Annotated in this window: 22 protein-coding genes; 13 read left to right on the top strand and 9 right to left on the bottom strand. The window is 37.1% G+C overall.

Translation table 11 applies throughout. The features are described 5' to 3' along the window. Positions 1–87: 87 nt before the first annotated feature. Complete coding sequence (locus tag F0365_RS08710; protein ID WP_169933343.1) at positions 88–1,380, top strand: replication-associated recombination protein A; 1,293 nt, start codon at positions 88–90, stop codon at positions 1,378–1,380. Here F0365_RS08710 and F0365_RS08705 read toward each other — a convergent pair. The 6 genes from F0365_RS08705 to F0365_RS08680 all read right to left on the bottom strand — a co-directional run bounded on the left by F0365_RS08705 (position 1,362) and on the right by F0365_RS08680 (position 6,753). Then, entirely contained in the window at positions 1,362–2,060 is a 699-nt protein-coding gene (locus tag F0365_RS08705; protein WP_169933342.1) for a YjjG family noncanonical pyrimidine nucleotidase, read from the bottom strand. The two genes, F0365_RS08710 and F0365_RS08705, sit on opposite strands and share 19 nt — an antisense overlap. Further along, complete coding sequence (locus tag F0365_RS08700; protein ID WP_240961577.1) at positions 2,044–3,300, bottom strand: DUF7033 domain-containing protein; 1,257 nt, start codon at positions 3,298–3,300, stop codon at positions 2,044–2,046. Before F0365_RS08700 ends, F0365_RS08705 begins: the two co-directional genes overlap by 17 nt. A 53-nt stretch (positions 3,301–3,353) precedes the next feature. After that, positions 3,354–4,055, bottom strand: a complete 702-nt coding sequence (gene radC / locus F0365_RS08695; RefSeq protein ID WP_169933341.1) for a RadC family protein — start codon at positions 4,053–4,055, stop codon at positions 3,354–3,356. Between the two features lie 60 nt (positions 4,056–4,115). Next, a complete protein-coding gene (gene yaaA, locus F0365_RS08690) occupies positions 4,116–4,877 on the bottom strand; it encodes a peroxide stress protein YaaA (RefSeq protein ID WP_169933340.1) in 762 nt (253 codons plus the stop codon). A 258-nt stretch (positions 4,878–5,135) separates the two neighbouring features. Next, the gene (locus F0365_RS08685; protein ID WP_169933339.1) at positions 5,136–6,176 is read right to left on the bottom strand and encodes an RluA family pseudouridine synthase; all 1,041 of its coding nucleotides are present in this window, start codon (positions 6,174–6,176) and stop codon (positions 5,136–5,138) included. Continuing rightward, positions 6,169–6,753, bottom strand: coding sequence for a PASTA domain-containing protein (locus F0365_RS08680; protein WP_169933338.1), 585 nt, complete (start codon positions 6,751–6,753; stop codon positions 6,169–6,171). The genes F0365_RS08685 and F0365_RS08680 overlap by 8 nt, the downstream gene beginning before the upstream one ends. Positions 6,754–6,895: 142 nt before the next feature. Between F0365_RS08680 and F0365_RS08675 the strand changes: the two genes are divergently transcribed. The 4 genes from F0365_RS08675 to F0365_RS08660 all read left to right on the top strand — a co-directional run bounded on the left by F0365_RS08675 (position 6,896) and on the right by F0365_RS08660 (position 11,125). Beyond that, positions 6,896–7,879, top strand: coding sequence for a D-alanine--D-alanine ligase (locus tag F0365_RS08675; protein WP_169933337.1), 984 nt, complete (start codon positions 6,896–6,898; stop codon positions 7,877–7,879). Beyond that, positions 7,876–8,328, top strand: a complete 453-nt coding sequence (gene coaD, locus F0365_RS08670) for a pantetheine-phosphate adenylyltransferase (RefSeq protein WP_169933336.1) — start codon at positions 7,876–7,878, stop codon at positions 8,326–8,328. The genes F0365_RS08675 and coaD overlap by 4 nt, the downstream gene beginning before the upstream one ends. A gap of 212 nt (positions 8,329–8,540) precedes the next feature. Then, the gene (locus tag F0365_RS08665) at positions 8,541–10,307 is read left to right on the top strand and encodes a M14 family metallopeptidase (protein WP_169933335.1); all 1,767 of its coding nucleotides are present in this window, start codon (positions 8,541–8,543) and stop codon (positions 10,305–10,307) included. Then, a complete protein-coding gene (locus F0365_RS08660) occupies positions 10,304–11,125 on the top strand; it encodes a hypothetical protein (protein WP_169933334.1) in 822 nt (273 codons plus the stop codon). The genes F0365_RS08665 and F0365_RS08660 overlap by 4 nt, the downstream gene beginning before the upstream one ends. Here F0365_RS08660 and F0365_RS08655 read toward each other — a convergent pair. After that, positions 11,105–11,716, bottom strand: coding sequence for an NUDIX hydrolase (locus F0365_RS08655; protein ID WP_317169814.1), 612 nt, complete (start codon positions 11,714–11,716; stop codon positions 11,105–11,107). The two genes, F0365_RS08660 and F0365_RS08655, sit on opposite strands and share 21 nt — an antisense overlap. 7 nt (positions 11,717–11,723) lie before the next feature. On the opposite strand from F0365_RS08655, the gene pyrE reads away from it, so the two are divergent. Next, positions 11,724–12,365, top strand: a complete 642-nt coding sequence (gene pyrE, locus F0365_RS08650) for an orotate phosphoribosyltransferase (protein WP_169933332.1) — start codon at positions 11,724–11,726, stop codon at positions 12,363–12,365. A 9-nt stretch (positions 12,366–12,374) separates the two neighbouring features. Next, the gene (locus F0365_RS08645; RefSeq protein ID WP_169933331.1) at positions 12,375–12,761 is read left to right on the top strand and encodes an SRPBCC family protein; all 387 of its coding nucleotides are present in this window, start codon (positions 12,375–12,377) and stop codon (positions 12,759–12,761) included. Here F0365_RS08645 and F0365_RS08640 read toward each other — a convergent pair. Beyond that, complete coding sequence (locus F0365_RS08640; protein WP_169933330.1) at positions 12,758–13,465, bottom strand: biotin--[acetyl-CoA-carboxylase] ligase; 708 nt, start codon at positions 13,463–13,465, stop codon at positions 12,758–12,760. The two genes, F0365_RS08645 and F0365_RS08640, sit on opposite strands and share 4 nt — an antisense overlap. Before the next feature lie 85 nt (positions 13,466–13,550). Between F0365_RS08640 and rsfS the strand changes: the two genes are divergently transcribed. The 6 genes from rsfS to F0365_RS08610 all read left to right on the top strand — a co-directional run bounded on the left by rsfS (position 13,551) and on the right by F0365_RS08610 (position 18,403). Beyond that, positions 13,551–13,922, top strand: coding sequence for a ribosome silencing factor (rsfS, locus tag F0365_RS08635; protein ID WP_169933329.1), 372 nt, complete (start codon positions 13,551–13,553; stop codon positions 13,920–13,922). A gap of 18 nt (positions 13,923–13,940) precedes the next feature. After that, positions 13,941–15,959 (top strand): ATP-dependent zinc metalloprotease FtsH, encoded by a 2,019-nt coding sequence (gene ftsH, locus F0365_RS08630; protein WP_410505442.1) that lies wholly within the window; start codon positions 13,941–13,943, stop codon positions 15,957–15,959. A 63-nt stretch (positions 15,960–16,022) separates the two neighbouring features. Continuing rightward, a complete protein-coding gene (locus F0365_RS08625; protein WP_169933328.1) occupies positions 16,023–16,640 on the top strand; it encodes an LUD domain-containing protein in 618 nt (205 codons plus the stop codon). A 1-nt stretch (position 16,641) separates the two neighbouring features. Next, positions 16,642–17,481, top strand: coding sequence for a phosphatidate cytidylyltransferase (locus F0365_RS08620; RefSeq protein WP_169933327.1), 840 nt, complete (start codon positions 16,642–16,644; stop codon positions 17,479–17,481). Then, positions 17,471–18,121, top strand: coding sequence for a phosphatidylserine decarboxylase family protein (locus tag F0365_RS08615; RefSeq protein ID WP_169933326.1), 651 nt, complete (start codon positions 17,471–17,473; stop codon positions 18,119–18,121). The genes F0365_RS08620 and F0365_RS08615 overlap by 11 nt, the downstream gene beginning before the upstream one ends. Further along, complete coding sequence (locus F0365_RS08610; protein ID WP_169933325.1) at positions 18,122–18,403, top strand: acyl-CoA-binding protein; 282 nt, start codon at positions 18,122–18,124, stop codon at positions 18,401–18,403. It begins immediately after the preceding gene. Positions 18,404–18,718: 315 nt separating this feature from the next. Here the strand turns inward: F0365_RS08610 and F0365_RS08605 are convergent, their stop codons facing one another. Then, positions 18,719–21,349 (bottom strand): valine--tRNA ligase, encoded by a 2,631-nt coding sequence (locus F0365_RS08605; RefSeq protein WP_169933324.1) that lies wholly within the window; start codon positions 21,347–21,349, stop codon positions 18,719–18,721. Positions 21,350–21,458: the final 109 nt, after the last annotated feature.

Raw genomic sequence — 21,458 nt, 5'->3', positions numbered from 1 at the left:
ACAAATAAACGAAATCCTGTCATGACATCCTTACAAATGATTGCATCTTAAATTGTTCGTAAGAAGAAGAACCTTTAATTTAGCCCTATGCAAAACACACCACTCGCAGAACGCATCCGACCTAACAATCTTGATCAATATTTAAGCCAGCAACATCTTGTAGGTGACAAAGGTACATTGAGACAGCATATACTTAATGGGACAACTCCATCCTTGATCTTGTGGGGACCACCAGGCACTGGAAAAACAACTCTTGCTCATATTATTGCTCAGGAGAGCAAACGCCCTTTTTATTCGCTTAGCGCGATCAACAGTGGTGTAAAAGACATACGTGAGGTTATTGAGAAAGCAAAGAACTCTGGGGGTCTGTTTACGGCTAAAAACCCTATATTGTTTATTGATGAGATCCATCGTTTTAGCAAATCACAGCAAGACTCGCTTTTGGCTGCGGTAGAGAAAGGCTGGGTCACGCTTATAGGCGCCACCACAGAAAACCCTAGCTTTGAAGTCATCCCAGCACTTTTATCTCGTTGTCAGGTGTATGTTTTAGACGCTTTCGCGAAAGCGGACTTAGAAAACTTACTGCGCAGAGCAATTGAAATGGATGAACTGTTATCTAAAAAAGATATTCACATTACAGAAACAGAAGCACTCATAAGAATTAGTGGTGGTGACGCACGCAAACTGTTGAATGTTTTTGAGCTTGTAGTGAATTCTCAAACTACCGATAAAATATCCATCACCAACAAGCTGGTATTATCACAAGTACAGGCTAATCCTGCTCGATACGATAAAACTGGTGAACAACATTATGACATTATCAGTGCTTTTATCAAATCCATACGTGGGAGCGATCCTAATGCCAGCGTTTACTGGCTTGCAAGGATGATTGAGGGAGGCGAAGATCTAAAATTCATAGCGCGTAGAATGTTGATACTGGCCTCTGAAGATATAGGGAATGCTAATCCTACGGCTCTTATCATGGCAAACAATACCTTTCAAGCGGTTTCTACAGTAGGTTACCCTGAATCACGGATTATTTTAAGCCAATGCGCTGTTTATCTAGCGACTTCCTTAAAAAGTAATGCTAGTTATCTAGCCATAGGAAATGCTCAGCGACTCGTAAAAGAAACAGGAGACTTATCAGTGCCATTGGGACTGAGAAATGCTCCTACAAAGCTCATGAAAGAACTGGGCTATGGAGAAGAGTACAAATATGCACACGACCATTCAGGTAATTTTGCCCACTACGATTTTTTACCTACGGAGATCAGTAAAACAAAAATCTACGAGCCTGGGAATAATCCCAGAGAAAATGCACAAAAGGAATTTTTACAAAAACGCTGGAAAGACCATTACGATTATGACAGTAATGGGTAGATATCCCTGAGGTGGCGCACAAATACTTCATTTTCGGGAACTACTTCCTCTTTTACTTGAAACCAGATGGTGGATAAGCCTATATTTTGCGCACCTTTAATATCTGCCTCATAGCTGTCTCCTATCATCAGGCTGTTCTCCACTGACGCATCAGCCATTTGTAGCGCTTGGTGAAAAATTTCAGGTGCTGGTTTCTTTGTTCCTGCCGCTTCAGCAGTTAATACCACATCAAAATACTTCTCTAAACCAGAGTTCTTGATTTTATTTTGTTGGACACCATTAAACCCATTGGTAATCAAATGAAGTCGGTATTTATCTTGAAGTTGATCCAAGAGTTCAATACAACCTTCAAAAAGGTGATTGTAATTAGGAAGGTACTCCATATATAAATCTGCAAAGAGATGGATTTTCTCGTCTTCTATGGCATAATCACAAGCATCGAAAGCCGCTTTTAACCTTTGGTAGCGTAGGTTTTCCTTAGAAATCTTATTCTCTCTAAACATGCGCCAAAATTGCAAGTTCAAAGGTTCATATATTTCAATGAATCTGTCCAACTCTAAAGTGAGCTGATGCTCTTCAAATATCTGTTTATAGGCCAATTTACTATTCAGATCAAAATCCCATAGCGTGTGATCTAAATCAAAAAAAATATGCTCTATATTATTAAACTTCTTTGTCATATATATGTTCTAAAATGGTAGTCGCATGACTTTTTAAACCTTGCTCAAATTGTGCATAATCATACATGACTATAAAATGGCCTGACACCTCTTCTACTCTTCTTTTCAATTGCTGTACTATTTGTTTCTGACCGTTAAGCATATTGCCAGAAATACTCTTATAATGCAAGGCGTAGGGATAGATAAGCAATGGAGTTTGCACTTCGTAATCGAGGTCATAAAAATAAAACGGGTGGCTGGTACTTGCTCTAAAACCAGGCATGGTCTCGTAACCCATACTGTAATCTTCTAGCTTTTCTAAATCAACAAGTCGTTTGTAATGTCCTGGAGTGGAAATCTTAGAATAAGCTGCCATAGTTTTACTCAGCGGCCTATTCGATATTTTTTCAAACTTCTTTCCTTGAGTTTTTACTTCATTATCATCACAGAAAAACGAATACCGCAAACCTATATCTACATAATCTCCTATTTGCTTTATAGCTTCCCTATACCCTCTAGACCTGTGACTGATCCCGTTATCGGTACGGTTATATCTTCCCAAATGAAAGAAAAAGATCATGTTTTCTGTAGCACTGGATGTTTTCCTACCGTGTTTCCATCTATTTCTCATAGAACGTATCAATTGCTCATGGTTGCTAAATGGGTCTACTTTTAAACCTAAAAGAACAAAGATCTGTTTGAATAAATAGCGTATTTTAAATCGCTTGAAATGCCCATAAAACATGATTGCATTATCAATCACACCACGACCTTTGTACTTGAAAAAAGAAGACACCTCAATAGTTACAGTTGTTTTAAGCTGCAGCTCCCGCCTAATAGTGGTGTCGAAGCTTCGGTTTAGAAGAAGGAGTAATTTTCTAATCCATAGGTCTACTAAGGGCATTAAAATAAAGCCACCTTTAACGGCAGTACTTTCTTTTGCGCTATACCTTCCTAGGTCGTCTTTTACCTGTGGTAAGTACTCTTCGTATCTCGTTATTAAATAAAACGCAGCCGAAAAGATATCAAAGGGAATATCACTGCGTTCTGGAGCTTTAAAAAAGATAGGCAGCTCCTCCCATTGATGAAATTCAATTTCATGATCATCTATACCATTTTCATCGAGAAGACCATAGGACCAGACAAATAATTCTTCTCCTAATGGTTTAGGTCCATAGCTAAATTTCACGCCCGAATGACTTACAAATTCACTCACCTCTGAAGTAAATTTAAAATCCTGTAACATCAAACGTCGAAACACGTGTTTGAAAATATACTCTTTCCTAGCAGTGATATTCGAACAGTAAATTAAGATCATAATAGCTGTCCTTCATCTGCAAAGCTATAGAAACTTTGTTGTGTTATAATTAAATGGTCGAGTACTTTGATATCGAGTAATTTACCTGCTTCTACTAATTTATGAGTAAGTGATTGATCTTGAACACTAGGTTGTAGATTACCACTGGGATGATTGTGTGCCAGCACCATAGCAACAGCTCCAGCTTCTATAGCCTTTTTAAATACCAGTCTTACATCTACCAGCGTGCCGGTAATTCCTCCTATACTGATGTTTTTTTTCTCTAATACTTTATGAGCATTATCCAGCAACATGACCCAGAACTCTTCGTGAGGCAATTCTCCTATAATAGGTTGCATGATTTTAAAAGCATCCTTGCTGGATTTAATTTTGGGAAGTGCCTCTGGCATTTCCATAGCACGACGTTTACCTAATTCCATTGCCGCAGCAATGCTAATAGCTTTTGCCTCCCCAATTCCCTTATACTTCAGGAGTTCTTTCAGGCTTTTTTTTCCTAGAATATCCAGTGAGTTTTGAGCATCGTTTAAGATAATACGACTTAACTCTACCGCACTCATTTTACGAGTACCGCTACCTATTAATATCGCAATCAATTCTGCATCAGAAAGTGAGGAACTGCCTTTGTGCAAGAGCTTCTCTCTAGGTCTATCGTTAAGAGACCAGTCTTTAATAGAAAAGTGGGAGTTATCTTCTTCCATGCCGAAAGATAAAACTTATACCTATGAAACTCTAAACTAGTTTCATAATTTTGTCGAGGCTTATCTTACAAATACAGGCTCATTTTCTTTAAGGGTCTCTTGTGTTGAAAATTTATAATCGTCCATGGCAAAGGCTTGAATCCCTTCTAAAGAATCGATTTTATTGTCAATTAGATACCTAGTCATGGTTCCTCGGGCTTTTTTTGCATAGAAAGAGATCACTTTAAGCTTACCATTTTTGTAATCTTTAAAAACCGGGGTGATTAATGTTCCCTCCTGATTCTTTTTATCTACTGCTTTAAAGTATTCGTTACTGGCTAAGTTGACCAATAACTCCTCTTTTTTTATCTCTTTATTCAAGGCTGGTGTAATCTTATCTTTCCAATATTCATAGAGATTTTTATTACTTTCAATGGACAAAGATGTTCCCATTTCTAGTCGGTAAGGCTGCAACAAGTCCAGCGGCCTTAAATAACCATACATACCAGACAGTATACGTATACTTTTTTGAGCATGATCTAAAAGATCTGTAGGTAAACTATACGCATCTAAGCCTGTGTATACATCTCCTGCAAAAGCATAAATAGCAGGTCGTGCATTTACTTTGGTAAAATCGTCTTGGAAATTCTTGTAACGTTCGTAATTCAAATCAGCTAGCTTATCTGAGATATGCATCAACTCCCCTACTTCCTTTTTGCTCATACGCTCTAGCTTTGCATTTATTTGCGATGCATCTTCTGCAAATAAAGGTTGCGTTGCTCTGGCAGTAGGCAATTTAGTTTCGTAATCCAATGATTTTGCGGGAGAAAGTAAGATTTTCATAAACTGTATTTTGAATAGTAAAAATACTATCGAAAATCTAATCTTGTTCTCAAAATCTAGTTAAGTTCCTGATTTAGCTGTGAACTTTCTCGATCTTAACAAGAACCGAGATGCTAACTAGAGTTAACACCATATGGAGATAGCACTAGTAAGAAGTGGGGAATAAAGGCTTGGTATCTTGTTTTCGCCTTGAGCTACCTCATGACAAACAAGCATTTCAAGATAGAAAAAGAAAAAGAGATCTTAGACAACCTCTTCTTACATATCTTTAGAATTAGTAGCATAAATACGCCACTTATCGATACATTCTACCATATCCTGCGGTACATCGCTAGTAAAACTCATCCATTCCTTAGTATGTGGATGTTCAAAGCCTAAAGTCCTAGCGTGCAAAGCCTGACGCGGGAGTACTTTAAAACAATTATCTACAAATTGCTTGTATTTAGTAAAGTTGGTTCCTTTAAGAATTCTATCGCCTCCATAACGCTCGTCATTAAAAAGTGTGTGACCTATAAATTTCATGTGGACACGTATCTGGTGCGTGCGACCCGTCTCTAGGCGGCAACTGATTACCGTTACATATCCTAAATCTTCCTCCACTTGATAATGGGTCACAGCGGGCTTCCCTTTATCTGCATCATCACCCAACCATACCGTATTTTGCAGACGGTTTTTAGGATGACGCCCTATATTTCCTTCTATGGTTCCAGAGGTCTCGTTAAAATTACCCCAGGCAATGGCGATGTACTCGCGCTCACTAGTTTTGGCAGCAAATTGAGCCGATAAGTAGGCCATTGCCTCTTCTGTTTTTGCAACGACTAGCAAACCACTGGTGTCTTTATCAATCCTATGGACAAGTCCTGGGCGGTTGCTGGAATTGTTAGGAAGGTTTTCAAAATGATGAAGGAGCGCATTGATCAAGGTTCCAGAATAATTCCCGTGCCCCGGGTGCACCACCATTCCTGCTGGTTTATTGACTACTACTACATAGTCATCTTCATAAACTATATTCAAAGGAATATCTTCTGCCACCAACAGTGATTCGTGTGGTGGATGGTCAAAGGACACTCTAATATCGTCGTGAGGTTTTACTTTATAGTTCGATTTTACAATAGCGCCATTAACAGTAACTGCACCATCCTTGATCCCTTGCTGTATCTTAGAACGTGTGGCGTTCTCAATAAAATTCATTACGTATTTATCAACACGCAATGGATCTTGTCCACTACCTGCTACAAAGTGATAATGCTCGTGTTTTTGTTGATCGTCGAGATCTTCGTGTTCCAACTCTTTATTCATTATCTGTAGGTTGTGCTATTGCTGATGGGTTATTACCGTCTGCTAAGACTAAATCTATGGTAGATGTTTTACTCAATTGTGACCCTGGTTTCAAAGTCACTCCTTTATAACGCATTTCTAAAACGGTGTTTTCGGCAATATTAGGCTTGTAAGTGATCTGTCCTATTTTAAATCCTAATGCTTCTAATGTAGGAATAGCTTGTCTTCTGGTTTTGTAAATCAAATTAGGCACTGTTACCTTCCCATAACCTGATGCGTTTAATTTGATATAAATTTGTCTGTTTTCTTTTACAAATTTACCTGCTAATGGATCTTGTTCCATCACTGTTCTAGGCTTGTAAGCAGGGTTGTAGCTCGCGCTATCGATGATTTTACGACGTAAATCTAACACTTCTAACTGTTCATCTACTTCTGTTAGCGAAAGTTTTTCTAGATTAGGGACTTCTATTCTCTGGTCGTGGTTGGTGTACCAATCCAGCCAAAATAAATAAGCAAAACAGAGTATTATAGTTGCCACAACAGCTATAACTACTTGAATCCAAAAGGTTTTAGTAAAAATGAATCTGAAGAAATTCATAGAATTTTAATGTTTTTAAAGGTTGAAAAACTGTATTTTTTTTCAAACCGTTAATATATTGAACAAAGATAAGGATAGAATAGGTTCTTAGAACGACATCTTTTTTAACTTTGTTGTTTACGCTTAAGCGAAAAATGAACTTATGAAGAACATTGCAGTATTAATGGGTGGTTATTCTCACGAGTGGGAAATCTCCATGAAAAGTGGCGCTGTCATTGCACAGCACATAGACACTGATCTTTATAGGATCTATGCTGTAGCGATTTTAAAAGAAGGTTGGTACTATAAAGACACTGCTGGAGAGCGGTATGAAATTGATAAAAATGATTTTAGTTTATCGGTAGCGGGCGAGAAAATAACTTTTGATTGTTGTTACAATACTATTCATGGAACTCCTGGTGAGGATGGAAAGTTACAAGCCATGCTGGAACTTCTTAATGTTCCACAGACTTCTTGTGATTATTATCAAAGTGCCATAACCTTTAACAAGAGAGATTGTATTGCTGTTTTAAAACCCTGGAACATAACAACTGGTGAACATATTTATATCAATCAAGGCGATCCAATTGATCTCGATAATATAATTGCTGCCGTAGGACTACCCTGCTTTGTTAAAGCAAATCGCAGTGGCAGTAGTTTTGGAGTCTCTAAAGTATATAAGAGGGAAGAAATGACTGCTGCATTAGAGAAAGCCTTTGACGTAGATGAAGAGATTATTATTGAATCCTTTCTCGATGGTACAGAAGTTTCGGTAGGTGTGTATCAAACTGGAAACAAAATTAAAGTGTTATTCCCTACAGAAATAGTAAGTGAAAATGACTTCTTTGACTACGAAGCAAAATACCAAGGAAAGTCTCAAGAAATAACTCCTGCACGTATACCTCAAGAACAAATGACTTCTGTGCAGGATATTACCTCCCGCATTTACCAAATCCTAAAATTAAAAGGCCTAGCAAGAGCTGACTTTATCTTTCATAATAATGTCCCACACTTTATAGAAATCAATACAAATCCTGGCATGAGTGAAGAAAGCATCATTCCTAAACAAATTAAAGCCTCTGGTGAGAGCTTGAAAACAGTACTGACGCGCCTTATAGAACACACCATCAAAACCCATAAAAAATGAAAAGAGCAGTTTTCCCAGGAAGTTTTGACCCGATTACCTTAGGTCACTATGATATTATAGAAAGAGGATTGGGACTCTTTGATGAAATTATAATCGCAATAGGTATTAATGCCGACAAAAAATATATGTTTTCACTAGAAGATCGCAAAAGATTTATCGAAGATGCTTTTGGAAAGGAACATAAAATCAAAGTGATGACCTATTCTGGACTGACCATTGATTTTTGTAAAGAACAAAATGCCGCTTTTATACTCAGAGGCTTGCGCAATCCAGCCGACTTTGAATTTGAAAAAGCTATTGCCCATACCAACAGAAAACTGTCTGAAATTGAAACCGTATTTTTACTTACCAGTTCAGGAAAAAGTTATATCTCTTCTTCTATTGTTAGAGACGTTATTAGAAATAATGGTGATTACACCAGTTTAGTACCGGATACAGTCAGGATATAAGGTTGTAAGCTGGAGGTTGGAAGTTGGAAGTTGGAGGTTAGAGGAGAACGATTTTCTATTTATCAAACTACTCCATTGCTACTCCAAGTTTTAAAAGTGATCCTGTTTTGAACTTGTACGATAGATGTGGATGGGGCTTTTGACGCCGTATTGATCAAGTGCTGAGAAATGAGAGCTTAGAGTGAAAAAATACAGAAACATAAAAACATAAAATGAACAAAATTATCACACTTTTAGTTGCTGCTTTGCTATTGAGCTCTTGTGGGGCGGACAGTAAAAAACAAGCTGTTCAAGCTATTCAAGACGCTAAAGCATATCCTACGCCTTTTGAAAATGGGAATGGTAACCAAACGGCTACCTATGAAGAGGTTATTGCTTTTTACGAAAAGCTAGCTGCAGACTTCACTAGTGTTCAATTAGAGGAAGTAGGACTCACTGATAGCGGTCAGCCGTTGCATCTCATAAGTTTTTCAAGAAAGTCCATTGACTGGAACAGTGCAAACGAGAACAACATTAAAATCTTGATCAACAATGGGATTCACCCGGGAGAAAGTGACGGTATAGATGCTAGCATGATGCTCTTAAGGGATCTTGCGACTGGAAAGGTAGATGCACCTGACAATTTGATTTTTAGCGCTATTGCTGTTTATAATGTAGGTGGTTCTTTAAATCGCAATACGTCCACTCGTACCAATCAAAACGGTCCAGAATCCTACGGCTTTAGAGGTAATGCCCGCAATTACGACTTGAATCGAGACTTTATAAAAGCGGACTCTCGCAATGCGTTAGCCTTTTATAAGATATACCATAAAATCAATCCAGATATTTTTATCGATAATCACGTCAGCAATGGAGCTGATTATCAATACACGCTAACGCACCTATTCACTCAACACAACAAGTTGGGAAATGCAGCAGGAAATTACCTTCACACGAAGTTACAGCCAGAATTAGAAACACGACTTGCAGCAAGAAATTTACCTATTACTCCCTATGTGAATGTCTTTAATTCTTCACCAGAGAAGGGTTTTTCTCAATTTATGGATTACCCAAGATACTCTACTGGCTACACCAGCTTGTGGAATACACTAGGAATGATGGTAGAAACGCACATGTTGAAGCCTTATAAAGATCGTGTATTAGGTACTCAAGCTATTATGGAAGAAATGATTGTTATAGGCTCTGAGAACGTTGCAGAAATCAAAAAAGTTCGTGCTGATTCTTTTAAGACTTATAAAACGTCTGCCTCTTATGCGATGAATTATACTTTGGACAATTCTAAAGCCGATACATTGGATTTTTTAGGTTATGAAGCTGTAATAGGTATCAATGATTTGACAGGAAACGACTTGATGACTTATGATCGCAATCAACCTTTTAATAAAAAAACAGCTTACCATAATTACTTCAAAGCCACAGATAGTGTCTCCATTCCTGACTATTACATAGTACCCCAAAGTCAATGGAAAATCATTGAATTGATGCGACACAACCAGATACAGATGGAGTTCTTACCGCAGGACACCACTTTAAACGTTACTAAATACCACATTGCAAGCTATAGAACTGCCACAAGTGCCTACGAAGGGCATTATCCTCACTCTAAAGTACAAGTGGAAGAGGAAGTTGTAGAAATACGCTTTCGCGAAAGCGATATGATCATCCCAACCCGTCAACCTGGTATTAGATATATCATGGAAACTCTGGAACCGACTGGACAAGATTCCTTTTTTAAATGGAATTACTTTGACACCATACTTCAACAAAAAGAAGGCTTTTCTAGTTATGTATTTGAATCTACTGCTCAAAAAATTCTAAATGAGAATACGGCTTTGAAAAAAGAGTTTGACTCCTTAAAAACGGTAAACAAAGACTTTAGGGAAAGTAATTACCAGCAACTGGACTGGATACATAAACGCAGTCCTAACTATGAGAAAGCGTATTTAACTTACCCTATTTATAAATGGAATAAAAAATGAAGAAGATCCTTTTAATTATTAGTTGCATCACATTATTATCCTGTAAGGACCAGAAAAAGACTCCTGAAGAAACCCCTATCACCGAGCTAAAAGTTGAAGGAACCATTTCTTACGAGTTGTTAGAAAGAAGCGTGGAATGCAACGGGAAGAACTACCAATATTCCATCCCTAATTTCAACTCAAAAACTGCTGCAGATAAGGTTCTAAACGCTGCGATTACCGGACTGATAACAAGAGACTTTATAGACGTTACTTATGTTCAAGGAACGCCATTAAAAAACCTTTTTGACACCTTTACAAATAGAAGAGAGCGTGTTTTATGTAGGGAACAAAAAAAGGAAGGACTTTTGGATTTAAATACCGTTTTTGTCTCTGATGTAGAAAAATTCACCAGTTATGAATTGGAATATACCAGCAGCAGTAAAAAAGGAAGGCTTTTAAAAACGTTCTTAAAACCAGAATTGAAAGAGATTCACTTAAGTGATCTTATTCCAGAGCATAAACAAGGGGATATAAAAATTATATTTGACGCCAACTTACAACAAGCCGTAGCAAATCTAATAAACGAGATTCCTGCAGGGGACTTACAAAATAAATTTATAGAATATGTGCGCAACACTGCATTTCAGTTTAACCCCAAAGATTTTGAGAGCAGTGGTCTTGCATTTCAATTTAACAGTGACATTTCCAAAAACCTAAGACTCTCTAAGAAAGTAAATTTACCTCAAGAATTTGATTTTTTAAACAATACTGTGATCGTGGAAATAGATGCTTACCAGTTAACTCATTACTTAGATCTATCGCGCATCATCAACTAGCATGTCGTCTGGAAAAAGCTCTCTAATATTAGCATAAGAATCCTTCAAAGCTAGGATCGCCATTTCTTTGTTGAGCCACACCGCTTTGTCGATCCCTTCGTTTTTTTGAGGTTTAAGCTTCTTATGGAAGTCTGTTTCCATGATAAACCAGTGTGTCAACTTCAATTTAAGTTTTCCTTTTCTAGAAAAAGTGTGATAGGTATGTCCTAAGTAATTGGTAATTTGAAGATCTCTAACACCTGTTTCTTCTTCTACTTCTCGTATAGAGGTTTGTTCTATGGTTTCACCCTCTTCTGCTTTTCCTTTAGGTAAGTCCCATTTTCCATTGCGATGTATAAAAAGGAAATCGTTATCTTGGTTCAAGACCAACCCTCCACCAGCAATAACTAGAGGCAACAACTTGTGAAGTCTTTTCAAGAGCTTGGATTCATTTTTAGAATATAAAACCACATTATCGATTTCTTTATTTTCGATTTGTTGAACAAGTTCTTTAAAATTTACCTTTTTAATATTAAAGGTATTATGATCTTTGAAGGTGCTTTTATCAGAGGTGACGATTATCGCGACCTCTTTCACAAAAACTTTATACATTTGCCCCATGGTTAGAGATAAGAATATAGCAATAAAAACTGCTGAGTTGTTGTTGCAAATTAAAGCAATAAAATTGCAACCACAAGAACCTTTTACATGGGCAAGTGGATGGAAATCTCCTATTTACTGTGATAACAGAGTAACACTCTCTTATCCAGTGATTAGAAATTTCTTAAAAGAACAACTAGCGACGCGTATGGAAACGCTGTATGGCAAACCAGATGTGATCGCAGGAGTAGCTACTGGAGCAATAGGAATAGGTATGCTGGTTGCCGATTATATGAACCTCCCTTTTATTTATGTTAGGCCCGAAGCAAAAAAGCACGGCCGACAGAATCAGATAGAAGGACATCTAGAGAAAGGACAAAAAGTCGTGGTCATTGAAGACCTTATCAGTACCGGTAAAAGCAGTATCAATGCTGCAGAGGCACTTCAGGTAGCTGGAGCTGATGTAAAAGGAATGCTCGCGCTATTCTCTTATGGCTTTGATTTTGCAGTAGACAATTTTAAAAAACATAACTTAGAGTTAACTACTTTAAGTGATTATGATCACCTTATCGACCAAGCTACTCAGGCTGGACATTTTAAAGGGGAAGAAATAGAATTATTAAAAAGCTGGAGAAAAGATCCTAGCAACTGGAACGTTTAATTAAACAACATGAATCTAGAAAGTCGTGTAGCAAAAACACAAAAAAATCCTGAAGAATTATATAATTTTCTAATTCAGGTAGCAAATTTTAAAAATCTAATGCCAGAGGACACCAAGTTTGAACTTAAAGGTGAAGACAAGTTCCTCTTTGGGCTTAAAGGAATGCCTGAAATAGCGCTAGCTTTAACAGATAAAACTCCTCATTCACAAGTAGTATTAGGATCTACAAGCGATAAACTTGCTTTTACACTTACTTGCAACATCAGTGAAGCTGCAAATGGATCTGAGGCAAAATTATTATTTGATGGAGATTTTAATGCTATGATGGCCATGATGATCAAGGGACCTATCAATAAATTTTTAGAACAACTAGCTAACGGATTAGAAAAGATCTAATACATCCATTCCAACTCTTTAAGTTCATAGGAGCTTAACACATCATTAATTTGCAATAAAAGCTTCCCGTCTGGGTCGGTTCCTTTAACAACCCCTTCAAAACTTCCTTTGGAAGACTTAAATGAAGTCATCTGATTGTACCTAAAAAGATACCTATTATACTCTTGCGCGACTCTTAACGGGTCGCGTAAATTGTTTTTAAGCAGACTTAAAAAACTGATAAGCAAGCTTTCTAAATCAAATTCGCGTCCTGTTATATTTTTTAAAGAGATAGCTCTAGGCAAACTTTCAAATGTTTCTTGATTTACATTGAGACCTATACCGACTACCGCGTGAGTTAATTTTGTTCCAGAAAAAAAGTTTTCAATAAGAATTCCAGCCAATTTATGTTGAACTGACAGGATGTCGTTAGGCCATTTAATTTTTGCTTGCACTTGTAATTCCCGTTTTAACCATTCGACTATAGTCACAGATACGGTTTGATTAACTAAAAAAGGTGTTAGATGTTGAATGTTTTTAGTTATTAATATACTGAATGTTAAGTTTTTACCTTTTTCAGAGATCCATATTGCCCCTTGCTGACCTTTACCTCTAGTTTGTTCCATCGTATAGATGGTGGTTAGGTGCGGCAGCTCGCTTTCGCGAAAGCGAGATTTCAACTCATCATTAGTGGATGTAGTGGCATGTAATTTGACTATGTTCAAAATGAAGATTTATTCGTTAGTTTATGGGTAATTTAATAAACCTAGATCAAAAAAAGAATAAATTTGTCCACACAAAAAATATTTAATGACTAAAGATACAGTTTCTACCGATGCCCTTATTACTCAAATTATAACCGGAATAGAGGATGTAAAGGGAGATAACATTACCATACTTGATTTACGAGAATTAGAAAACACAGTAACTAGCTATTTTATTATATGTAATGGTACGTCAAATACACAAGTAAACGCGATCGTAAACTCTGTTCAAAGAAAAGTAAGCAAACAACTCCATGAAAATGCGTGGCATGTAGAAGGAAGTGATCAAGGAGAATGGGTTCTTATGGATTATGTAAATGTAGTTGTACACGTGTTTCAAAAACATATTAGAGAATATTACGACTTAGAAGAATTATGGGGTGATGCAAAGTTTACCACTATAGAAAGTACTTATTAACAAGATCACAAACAAAAGATGTCAGAAAACAATAATAAAGAACAGGACAAAAAAAAACCAAATTTAATGCCTGGTCAAGGGAAGCCTAAATTTAATATTTGGTGGGTCATTGTTCCTATAGCTTTACTTTTTGTAGGGTATAGTTTATTTAATAACTCCTTCAATCAGACTAAAAAACTAACCTACAACGAGTTTTTTAAAGCGATTGAAAATCAGGAAGTAGACAGTATAGTAGTAGTAAGTAATAGAGGAGTTGCTCAGGTCTTTATGACTAAAGATGCGCTTGCTCTAACCAAATATAAACCTAGCGCAAAAGCACCATCTTTCGGTGGGGTTAAATTGCCGAACTACACGGTAGAATTTGGTGATGCAAAATCCTTTGAAGAGCAATTAAAACTGGCTATAAATACGTCGAGTCCAGAAACCAGACTTGCTTTTGACCGCGAAGATGAAGGTATAACAGATCTATTAATATCCATACTCCCCTTTGTATTTATCATCGGGATCTGGTTATTTTTAATGAAACGTATGAGCGGCGGCGGTGCTGGCGGTGGCGGCGGACAAATTTTCAACATAGGAAAATCAAAGGCAAAGTTGTTTGATCAAAAGACTGATGTTAAAACCACCTTTAAAGATGTTGCTGGACTGGAAGGTGCAAAAGAAGAAGTACAAGAAATTGTAGATTTCCTTAAAAATCCTGAAAAATACACCTCTCTAGGTGGGAAAATTCCCAAAGGAGCTTTATTAGTTGGTTCTCCGGGGACAGGTAAGACACTCTTAGCAAAAGCTGTTGCCGGTGAAGCAAAGGTGCCGTTCTTCTCTTTGAGTGGATCTGACTTTGTAGAAATGTTTGTTGGTGTAGGTGCCAGTCGAGTACGTGATTTATTCAAACAAGCAAAAGAAAAATCTCCTGCTATTATTTTTATCGATGAAATTGACGCGATAGGTCGCGCTCGTGGCAAGTCTAACATGTCCGGTTCTAACGATGAAAGAGAAAACACATTGAACCAACTTCTTACAGAGATGGATGGTTTTGGAACGAATACTAATGTAATCGTATTAGCTGCAACAAACCGTGCCGACATTCTTGACAAAGCATTGATGCGTGCCGGACGTTTTGACAGACAAATTTATGTAGACCTGCCAGACGTAAGAGAAAGAGAAGAGATCTTTGAAGTACATCTCAGACCTTTAAAGAAAGTAGAGAACGAATTAGACACCACATTCCTAGCAAAACAAACTCCTGGATTTTCTGGAGCTGATATTGCAAACGTTTGTAATGAAGCTGCTCTTATAGCCGCTAGAAATGGTAAAAAGGCTGTTGGAAAACAAGATTTTCTAGATGCGGTAGACCGAATCGTAGGTGGCCTTGAGAAAAAAAATAAATTAATCACTCCTTCCGAGAAGAAAACAATTGCTTTTCATGAAGCTGGCCATGCAACTGTAAGCTGGATGACAGAGCATGCTGCTCCATTAATAAAGGTTACTATTGTTCCTCGAGGACAATCTCTGGGTGCCGCTTGGTACTTACCTGAAGAAAGACAAATCGTGCGTCCAGAACAAATGCTGGATGAAATGTGTGCCACTATGGGTGGTAGAGCTGCAGAAAAAGTAATCTTTAATAATATATCTACAGGCGCATTAAGTGATCTTGAAAAAGTTACAAAACAAGCTCGTGCTATGGTCACCATTTACGGTCTTAATGAAAAAGTAGGAAACATTACTTATTACGATTCTAGCGGGCAGCAAGAATATTCTATGACTAAACCTTATAGTGAACAAACTGCTGTTATAATAGATGAAGAAATCTCAAAAATTATTGAAGAACAATACCATCGTGCTATAAAAATTCTAGAAGAAAATAAAGATAAGCTCACGCAGCTTGCTGAAATTCTTTTAGAAAAAGAGGTGATTTTTAAAGATGATTTAGAGAAGATATTTGGAAAACGACCATTCATCAAAGAGCAAGCGGTATCCTTAAAATCTTCTACTCGACCTATTTTAAATGGAACTCCACCGGCTGATGAGGAAGAATAGTTTGCTAGCATTGATTTAAGTAACTATATTTACGTTAATCCCTTAAAATGCTGCTCACAGGCAATGAATATATTTAAACGATTTTTTAAGAAAACTTCTGATTCTGACCCTATTGCGGGTTCTAATGAAGAACGTTCTAAATATATGCCTGATGAAAAACCTCCTTTAGATGAGGAATTTATTCATAATTTCCAACATCAAGGGGGTAGATTTCTTTATGCTATCGATGAAAAGGAGATCCAGCAACATTTTGAAGACATTCTTGTGGAACATGATTATTTTGAGAAAAATGTCTTGTGTTTTGACGAGCAACTCACTAAACGCTTTGAAGGATTTAACTTAAACTACTCTGCTACTCATTTTCGTGGTGAATTCTTTTTAGGCACTTGTGAATATGTAATTGCAAATAATGGAGCCATTCTTTTTTCTTCTAGACAAATAAAAGAAACTAAACCAGTAGACCTGCCCGATACCTATGTCATACTAGCTAGTACAAGCCAGATAGTAGAATCGATTGGAGAAGGACTAAGAGGCATCAAACACAATAGTCAAGGACATATACCTACTAATATAACTACGCTCAAGAACTTTAAAGAAGCTGCTCCTAAACAAGAAAAAGATTTGATGAATTACGGAGTACCTAATAAAAGACTTTACCTACTACTTTTAGAAGACTTATAACATGAGAGAATTAATTACTCGTTCCATTTCTGGAATCGTTTATGTATCTCTTGTGGTATTAAGCGCTTTATTTTCAAGAGATGTGTTTATTATTTTATTTTGTGCCTTTGCTTTTATTTGTCTTTTGGAGTTGATGCCCATGATTAGGTTAAGACAATGGTTCATCTATCCTATACTTCCTATCGCTTATTATTTTTTAGTATGGAAAAGTGTATCGATGGAGTTTATTTACCTGCTCCTCATAGCGACATTATTGGTCAATATATACCTTATAAGGGATTTAGTTCTCGTAGATAGGATTGCACTTTTTAACACTAAAAAACACATCATAGCCTTGCTGTATTTAATTGGAAGCAGCTTGTTTTTAGCTTTAATTCCAGACGTCGTGGCAAAGACCAACTTCGTTCAGGATTCATTCCAAGAAGAATTGATCATAGGTATTTTTGTGATTATCTGGACCAATGACAGCTTTGCTTACCTCTTTGGTAAGAACTTTGGAAAGCACAAGCTTATGAAACGTATTTCTCCAAAAAAAACCATTGAAGGTTTTATCGGAGGATTAGTTATGGCCATTGCTGCTGGTGCTGGACTTTTCTTTTATTTAGAATCCATAGGAATTATTAACTACAGTGTTTGGGACTGGATGATCATTGCCTTTGTAGTAGCCTTCTTTGGCACCATAGGAGATTTAATTCAGAGTAAAATAAAACGACAAGCAGAAGTAAAAGATAGCGGTAGTATTATGCCAGGTCACGGTGGGATTTTTGATCGCATGGACAGTATTATATTTGCAGCTCCATTTGCTTACGCAACTTTTCTAATTATCAATTATGTTTCATAAAGAAGGAAATCAAAGTATATTCATTGCATTTGTAATTACTATAATTATAATGAGTGCCATATGGCTTATCGCTATACCTCAAATGCTACAGATAAGCTTATCGGCTATCACCATAATTCTACTGCTTATCATTCTGCAATTCTTTAGAAACCCTAAAAGAAATGTAACATTAAGCGACTCTACTGTTATTTCTCCAGTAGATGGAAAAGTAGTAGTGATTGAAAAGGTTATTGATAAAGAGTACTTCAAAGGAGAACGTTTAATGATATCTGTTTTCATGTCCCCTATCAATGTGCATGTGACCAGATACCCTATTTCAGGAAAAGTAGCTTACAGTAAATACCATCCCGGTAAATACCTTGTAGCGTGGCACCCTAAGGCAAGTGAAGAGAACGAACGCACCACTGTAGTGATTAATCACAAGAATAAAATACAGGTGATGTACCGCCAGATTGCTGGAGCACTTGCTAAGCGCATTGTTAACTATGCTGAAGAAAACCAGACTATTATACAAGGAAATGACAGCGGTTTTATTAAATTTGGAAGCCGCGTAGATGTTTATCTACCTGTAGACACGCTAATTACCGTAGAATTGAATCAAAAGGTAAAAGGAGGAGAAACCGTACTGGCTACTTTCTAGATGACAGAAAAAGAACTTGATATTGATTTTAATAACGCTTTCGCTAAAGCGTCCTCTGAAGAACAATCTTTAGTGCCACCAGACCTACAACTACATTTGTATGCGTATTACAAGCGAGCCATTAACGAACCTTATGTGAGTAACCGTAGTTTTGAATCAAATGATTTGAGAAGCGCCTTTAAAATGAACGCCCTTATTCAAGTACAATCCATATCTAAAGCTGAAGCAAAAAGAAGGTATATAAAGATCGTTGAAAAACTGTATCCCAAACCTTGGCAATAAATACCCTAACCGCGTTGTATCAAATTATAAAGCTAGTTAGACGATCATAATATTTAAAAAGCCTCCAAAGAAATCTTCTTCGGAGGCTTTTCTTTTTGATAAAAGGAGGTGATCAATCCTTTTTCCTAAGAATATAAATAGCGAGTACTGTTAAACATAAAACAGCGGCGCCTAAAACAACTACTATAGTTACAAATGGATTCATAATTTGTTGTATTTTATCACAATATATTTCACAAATTTAAAAACAATAAAACCTCATAAGGCATTCCAAGACCAACAAAGCCTCATTGAATACCTTTTTCACGACTAAGTTTATTTTAAAGCGTTTATACTTGCCTCAATCGTTTCGATCTTTGCAAGGCTGTCAGCTTCTTTTTTCTTTTCTATCGCCACTACTTGTTCTGGAGCGCTACCTACAAATCGTTCGTTACTGAGCTTTTTTTGTACGCCTGTTAAAAAGCCTTTAGCTCTTTTGAGCTCCGCTTCTAGTTTTTCTAACTCGGCAGCCACGTCTATGTTTCCTTCTAAAGGTATGAAGTATTCATTAGACCTTACTCGATAACTGGCAGCACCAGCAACTTGCTCCGTAATTACCTCAACACTAGAAACATTACCCATTTTCTGAATCAATGCGTTGTATTTTGTATCGAGATTTTCATTATTGATGGCTTTCAACTCGATCAGGTTTTTAAAAGCGATTTGCTTTTCTTTACGCACCGTTCTTATACCTGAAATAACCTCTTGTACCAATTCAAAATCAGTTAGTAATTCTTGATCTGTAGTCCCACCTTGTGGCCATGTATTGATACATAAAGCTTCTTCTACTGTACGGTTAGAAATACTTTGCCATATTTCTTCTGTAATAAAGGGAGTAAATGGATGCATCAACCTCATGTTATCTTCTAATAATGCAAAAACCTCAGCAAGGGTTTTTGGATCTATAGGCTGCTGGTATTCTGGTTTAATAATTTCCAATAGCCATCCACAAAAATCATCATAGATCAATTTGTAAGAGGTCATCAACACATCGCTAATTCTGTATTTAGAATAGTGATCCTCAATTTCTGTAAGTACTTGATTAAAACGGCTGGTATACCATGCAATTCCTTGAGCAGAATGTTGTGGCTGTTCTAGTGATTTGTCCACTTCCCATCCTTGTATGAGTCTGAAGGCATTCCACATTTTATTTACAAAGCCTTTTCCTTGTTGGCAAAGATCTTCATCAAACATGATGTCATTTCCTGCTGCAGCACTTAATAACAATCCAACACGCACGCCATCAGCGCCATATTCCTCTAATAAATTTAACGCATCTGGAGAATTACCTAAAGACTTAGACATCTTGCGACGTTGCTTATCTCTAACTAATCCTGTTAAGTATACTTTATCAAAAGGCTTTTCATCACGTAATTCATATCCCGCAACGATCATACGAGCAACCCAAAAGAATAAAATATCTGGCCCAGTAACTAAATCACGAGTAGGATAATAGTAATTGATCTCTTCGTTTTCTGGCTCTAAAACACCATTAAACACACTTATAGGCCACAACCAACTAGAGAACCAGGTATCGAGAACATCATTTTCTTGACGTAAATCATCTGGTTGTAGGTTGTTGTTATGAGCTCGCTTTCGCGAAAGCGTAACAGCCTCTTCCAGACTATTGGCTACAACAAAATCATCTTTTCCATCACCGTAATAGTATGCAGGAATACGTTGTCCCCACATTAACTGTCGCGAGATATTCCAATCCCGTACATTTTCCATCCAGTGGAAATAGGTGCTTTTAAATTTAGGTGGTAACAACTCCACAACATCTTCCTTAACAGCTTTGATAGCAGGCTTTGCAAGTTCTTCCATTTTCAAGAACCACTGGTCAGATAGTCGGGGTTCTATAACCGCTTTTGTACGCTCACTAGTTCCTACTTTATGAACATGGTCTTCTTTCTTTATAAGAAAACCTTTTTCTTCAAGTTCCTTAGAAATTTCTTTACGCACTACAAAACGATCTTTACCTTCATAATGCAATCCAAAGCTATTTAACGTAGCGTCCTCATTAAAGATATCGATCACCTCTAGGCCATGTGTCTCTCCTATTTTCTTGTCGTTTTCATCATGTGCAGGAGTGATTTTTAAAGCTCCGGTACCGAATTCCATATCCACATAAGAATCTGCAATTACTGGAATTTCTCGATTTACGATAGGTACGATAACCGTTTTACCCACCAAGCTCGTGTAGCGCTCATCATCTGGATGTACACAAATTGCTGTATCCCCTAAAATAGTTTCTGGACGAGTAGTCGCTATGCTTACAAAGTCTTTGCTTCCTTTAATTTGATATTTTAAATGGTATAAATGACCATTGCGCTCTTCATAAATAACTTCTTCATCGCTTAAAGTCGTCTTTGCTTCTGGATCCCAGTTGACCATGCGGTAACCACGATAAATCAATCCTTTGTTGTACAAATCAATAAACACCTTTATGACCGATGCCGACATATCGTCATCTAAAGTAAACTTTGTACGAGACCAGTCGCAACTCGCTCCTAATTTCTTAAGTTGCTCGAGAATAATGCCACCGTATTCATCAGTCCAGTCCCAAGCGTGTTGTAAAAATTCTTCACGGGTCAAGTCATTTTTATCAATGCCTTGATCCTTTAACTTCTTTACCACCTTTGCTTCGGTAGCGATAGATGCGTGATCTGTCCCAGGAACCCAACAAGCGTTGTATCCTTTAAGACGTGCGCGACGTATCAACACGTCTTGAATCGTATTGTTTAACATGTGCCCCATGTGTAAGACTCCTGTCACATTAGGTGGCGGAATTACTATCGTATAACTTTCTCTTTCATCTGGTACAGAGGTGAAAAAATCGTTTTCCATCCAGTATTTGTACCATTTTTCTTCGGTAGCTTTGGAATCGTATTTTGACGCTAAGGACATGTTTGGCTCAGTTTTTGGAATTGTAATACAAAAATACTATTAACTTAAAATATAAGCAGCATTAACAGTCACTTTAAGCTCGATAGTTTACTTTTAATACTTAAATAAA

It is taken from the genome of Nonlabens sp. Ci31, assembly GCF_012974865.1.
Taxonomy (GTDB): Bacteria; Bacteroidota; Bacteroidia; order Flavobacteriales; family Flavobacteriaceae; genus Nonlabens.
The sequence above is the reverse complement of the archived record's forward strand: the minus strand, read 5'-3'. Positions and strand labels throughout refer to the sequence as shown.